This window comes from Microcoleus sp. S13_B4, from assembly GCF_036700885.1.
Classification (GTDB): domain Bacteria; phylum Cyanobacteriota; class Cyanobacteriia; order Cyanobacteriales; family Microcoleaceae; genus Microcoleus.
Genome location: NZ_JAUBPU010000113.1, coordinates 1 through 5212 on the forward strand (window position 1 = coordinate 1; position 5212 = coordinate 5212).

The 5212-nt window shown below is 42.0% G+C and carries 2 protein-coding genes and 2 pseudogenes; 3 read left to right on the forward strand and 1 reads right to left on the reverse strand.

The genetic code is table 11. The features are described 5' to 3' along the window. Positions 1 to 268: 268 nt before the first annotated feature. From QT994_RS27150 to QT994_RS27160, 3 genes and pseudogenes are all read left to right on the forward strand, one after another. Positions 269 to 824: pseudogene (locus QT994_RS27150) on the forward strand (IS1 family transposase); the annotation flags it as partial. Positions 825 to 1253: 429 nt separating this feature from the next. Beyond that, entirely contained in the window at positions 1254 to 2348 is a 1095-nt protein-coding gene (locus QT994_RS27155) for a glycosyltransferase (RefSeq protein WP_333050722.1), read from the forward strand. A 39-nt stretch (positions 2349 to 2387) separates the two neighbouring features. After that, on the forward strand, positions 2388 to 4625 hold the full coding sequence (locus tag QT994_RS27160; protein ID WP_333180170.1) for a polysaccharide biosynthesis tyrosine autokinase: 2238 nt from the start codon (positions 2388 to 2390) through the stop codon (positions 4623 to 4625). Between the two features lie 48 nt (positions 4626 to 4673). Here QT994_RS27160 and QT994_RS27165 read toward each other — a convergent pair. Next, a pseudogene (locus QT994_RS27165) lies at positions 4674 to 5212 on the reverse strand (IS1 family transposase); the annotation flags it as partial.

The window sequence follows — 5212 nt, forward strand, 5'->3', positions numbered from 1 at the left end:
TCAAATATCAATGGCTCGAAATAGATGCCTACTCTAGCTGGCAATCTCTTGTTTCATCTGTAGAAAAAATTCTTAAATAATTTGGAGATAATTATGTAATTAATTTTGCTTAACTACTTATCGCTTTCGCGTGGCTGTAATGAACCATGTAATTATAGTTCATGTTATCTTATCTTCTCTGTTTAACCCTCACAAGTGAGTGTCAGTAACATGATACCTCATCTTTCTGAGAAAGGCTATAATTGTATCATAGTCTTGATAATGATTTAGGATTGCTATAGAACGCCTCTATCTTGCCGGCATCGCCCGTCCCCTCAAGGTTTCGGAGCAATGGCTCCAAGATTATGTTAACCGGAAATACGCCCTCTTTACCCCGAACCGTACAGGTGTCATCAAAAAAAAAAGGAAAGCTAACGATTCAATGTGATGAATTATGGTCATTTGTAGACAATAAAGGCAATAAACAGTGGATCTGGTTAGCCTTAGACGCCAAGACCCGTGAAATTGTGGGGGTTTACATTGAGGCAAGAGACTCTGCAGTCGCGAGTGAATTATGGAAATCCTTACCGCCGGTTTATCGACAATGTGCCGTCGCCTACACGGATTTCTGGGCGGCTTACTCGAAGGTGTTACCCAGCAAGCGACATCAGGCGGTCGTCCAAGAGACGGGTAAAACCAGTTATATCGAGCGCTTCAATAACACTCTCCGACAACGGGTGTCTCGTTTGGTACGAAAGACCTTATCTTTTTCCAAGTCGTTAAATAATCACATCGGTGCGATTTGGTATTTTATCCATCACTACAATTTATCATTACTTGTTTAGGACTACCTGTGCCATTTGGGGGGTGCGGAATGTGGGTTAGATGGGTCTGAAAAACTTCTGCGTAGGTGATTGCCGACACAGTGGTTGCCAGTAGGGGGTATCATACTGACCGTATAGGTAAGTAATCGGCTTCATGTACAAGGCAAGACACCAGTAATTCCGCCTAAGCCCAAGCGATGTAACCCTCGTACTCACGATCTGGACTTCTACAAGGCTCGCCAACGGAATTGAAAACTGATGATCCCAACTGAAGCAGTATCGGGCGATTACCATACGTTCGTCTAACCTGTAACCAACTTTCTCGGTGCGATTTACCTTGGTGCTTCCGTTATCTGGTTGAATTGATGACGTGCTCTAGGAACGGTGAAAGAAGAAATATTTGTACAATGGCCTTGTCCGTGTCGGATGATATAACATAGAGAGAGTATTATGAAAGTTGCATTAGTCCATGATTACTTGACACAACCCGGTGGGGCAGAGCGGGTATTTGAATTGTTGTGTAAACACTACCCTAATGCTGACATTTTTACGTCTCTGTACGACCCCGAAAAAACCATTAATTTAGGGGATCGCGAAGTTCGGACCACGGTACTTCAGAAGGTTCCAGGCGCAAGTAAGAATTTTAGGCTAATGGCTCCATTTTATTTTTCAGCCTTTCGAGCCTTGGATCTACAAGATTATGATCTAATTATCAGCAGTACCACCAGCTTTGCTAAAGCTGTGCGAAAAAAACCAGGAGCAAAACATATTTGTTTTTGTCATAATGTCACCCGTTTTTTGTGGGATACCAACACATATCTTCGAGACTATGCTACCTATCGAAATATGGCTGGTATGCTCGGACCAATTTTTAAGCAGATGAGAAAAGCCGATTTAGATTCGGCTCAGGAGCCAGACTTTTACATTGCTAATTCCAGCACAGTTGCCAGTCGTATCCAGCAATTTTATGGAAAGCAATCAGTTGTGATTAACTATCCCATTGACATCAAAAAATTTATTTTTTCCAAAGATAAGGAGGACTTTTACTTAACCTCAGCTCGTCTTCTTGGTTACAAACGCATCGATATAATTATTGAAGCATTCAATTGGCTGGGATGGCCACTATTGATCACCGGCGATGGCCCAGAGCGAGAGCGTCTTGAGTCTAGAGCTTTAAAAAATATTAAATTTCTAGGTCATGTCAAGGATGAAAAACGTAGTCGGTTGATGTCTAAAGCTCGTGGTATGATTGTTGCAGCATTGGAAGATTATGGCTTAGTTCCAGTGGAAGCCAATGCTAGTGGAACACCCGTCATTGCCTATGGTAAAGGTGGTGTATTGGATACTCAGATTCCAGGTGAGACTGGGCTTTTTTTCAATGAACAAGCACCTCAATCTCTTCAAGAAGCACTAATTAAGTCCAGGAAAATTGCCTGGGATTATGAGAAAATTCGAGATCATGCGATCGGTAACTTTTCCGAAGATGCTTTCTTTAAAAAAGTAGACAAGGTGATTCGGGAAGTTTGCGGCTATCATCAGCCATAAATATATTTGGTTTAATAGATTTATGATCGAGGCATAGAAGTGACTGAAAATAATATCAACTCAATTGATGAAACAGAAGCGGGCTATGGAGAACTATTTGGAGTTTTAATCCGTAGACGCTTTTGGTTGCTAAGTGTTTTGTGTGTTGCCTTGGCTGGTGCCACTGCAATAGCATTGAAGGAAAAGCCTACCTATACAAGCTCCATGCAGCTCCTGGTAGAATCTAATTATCAAGGCAAAAAAAACAGTAAAACAGATAATCAATTTGCTGATTCTAATGTTGAGATAGACAATGCTACTCAGCTTAGTCTCATGCAAGGTTCTGAGCTCCTCCAAAAAGCCGTGAAATTGCTTCGTCCTCAATACCCAGGGATCGATGTAGAGCAGATTAAAAAATCCTTAGTCGTCACTCAAGTGGCGGATGAGAAGGCAAAAGCCCAGACTAAAATTTTTGAAGTAACTTACACGGCTAATAATCCGACTGAAACCCAGAAAGTGCTACAAATAATGCAACGGGTTTATCTAGATTACAACCGAGAACAACAAAGACTACGTTTAACTAAAGGTCTTGCCTTCATTGATGAACAATTACCAAATGTTCGTGCGAAAGTTGCTCAAGTTGAGGGGAATTTAGAACAGTTTCGCAAAAATCAAAATCTGATTGAGCCGGAAGGACAAGCAAAAGCTCTGACTGATGCAATTAACGCCATTCAGCAGGAGCGACGGGCAAACCAGGCGAGCAGAAAAGAGCTTCAAGCTCAATACGAATCTTCGCAACGGCAACTTGCTAGTTCTCCGCAGGAAGCGCTCTTTTCAGCAAGGCTGAGTCAGTCTTCTCGTTATCAAGCCTTACTCAATGAAATCCAAAAAACAGATTTAGCCATCGCCCAGCAACGAATACGTTTCACTGACAGAAACCCGGTTATGCAAAAGCTGCTCTCCGAGCGAAACAAACAACTAAGTCTCTTGGAAGCAGAAGGGCAACGTGCTACACCAGAAGTGTCTGGTCAGATATCGGGTACGAAAGAAAGCCTTTTGCAAGCAAGGCAACTAGGTCCAACTGACTTAACTATCGCTACTAAGCTTATCGATATTCAGACTAATTTAAAAGGCTTAATTGCGCGGGACGAAGCACTTGCCAGAAAAGAGGATCAACTCCGTGTAGAACTCGATCGATTTCCTAATCTATTGGCTAAGTATACTCGTTTACAAACAGAGATACTACTTAAGCGTGAAACATTTCAACAGTTAGAGAAAGCACGACAGGACTTAAGTCTGGAAATTGCCAGAGGTGGATTTGATTGGCAAGTTGTCGAAATACCGCAGCCTGGTAAAAAGAGTATTTCCAAAAAACAACAGAACATTATGCTGGGTGTCGTAGTTGGGTTGTTCTTGGGTGTTGCTGTAGCTTTTGCTCGCGATATGTTGGATGATTCTATTCATAGCTCGGATCAGTTAACAAAAGTGGTTCCTCTGCCTCTACTAGGAATGACTCCACAGCTACCTCTAGCCAAGAAGAACAAACTAATCATTCAGCTACCGTTCGGCAAGAAGCGTCAAGTTTCTCCTAGTTCGGCAACCGAACCAATCATCAAGCTACCTTTCGGCAAGCCTGAAGGTGCCGAGCCTTGCACGATTGAAGTAATTCATAGTCCACCAGCTTGGAAATCCTTTGACTTAATTTATAAGAACATTCAACTTCAAAATTTTGGTTCGAGCTTCAGTCCTTTAATCATTACTTCAGCATTGGATGGTGAGGGAACATCAACGATCGCATTAGGTTTAGCCATTAGTGCTGCGCGTCTACATCAACGGGTACTGCTAATTGATGCTGATTTCCATCAGCCGATGCTGCATAAACAGCTCAATCTCCCTAATGAGTATGGGCTTTCAACTCTGCTGGAAAGTAACGCTACGATGCCCATACGCAGTCATATTCCAGGATCAGACCTATATATTGATATTTTGACTTCCGGGTCAATACCCCATGATTCAGTGAATCTGTTAAGTTCTCCTCAAATGCAAAGATTAATGACAGGGTTTGAGCAGGCCTATGATTTAGTTCTGGTGAATGCACCTCCTGTTTTAGGGATGGTAGATAGTCTGTTGCTTGCATCCTGTTGCCGGGGGGTAGTGTTGGTGGCACGTATTGACCTGGTAACAAAAACCGCGCTGACTGAGACTACGGCTATGCTGAAGAAGTTAAATGCGATCGGGATGATCGCAAATGGGGGTATTAGTCTCAAAAAGGGCAACATACCCAGTGTCAAGTCATAGAAACGTTCTATATCAGGTAGTCCGGCATAGCAAGGAAAATCAAGGGTTTTAATTGATAGATAAACTGGCGTTATACTCATGGATAAAATACCAAATATCTTAATATGATTGGAGAGTTTTTTGGAGAATGAAAGAGTTTTTTTCACCAATCTAGATATTCTTTGTCTCATCGTATTATTAAATCTTTCTATATAGTTTGTCAGAGCAGTCTCCTTTCCTACTGCCTTGTATCTTTTTTGAGGAAAAACTGTTCCATAGGCGCTCCAGAAGTCTGTATAACTTACGGCACATTGACTCTGGAACTGGTCGCACAAGAATCCCATAATCCTTGAGCGCCACCTTGCTCTCTTTTGCCAATATATACTCCTACAATTTTTTTGGTTGAGGCATCAATTGCCAGCCAACTCCACTGCTTGTTATCCTTATGGCCCACAAATGACCACATTTCATCACATTGAATTGTTAGCTTCCCTTTCTTTTTTGACTTCACTTCTACTTCTCTTTTTACAGATCCTAATTTTTTATTAACATAGTATTGCAACCACCGTTCCGAAACCCCAGTCGCCCTCACAATCCCAGCCAGAGAT

Excerpts from the sequence above, each read along its gene's own strand:
- QT994_RS27155 (WP_333050722.1), top strand. The coding sequence starts at position 1,254 with ATGAAAGTTGCATTAGTCCATGATTACTTGACACAACCCGGTGGGGCA.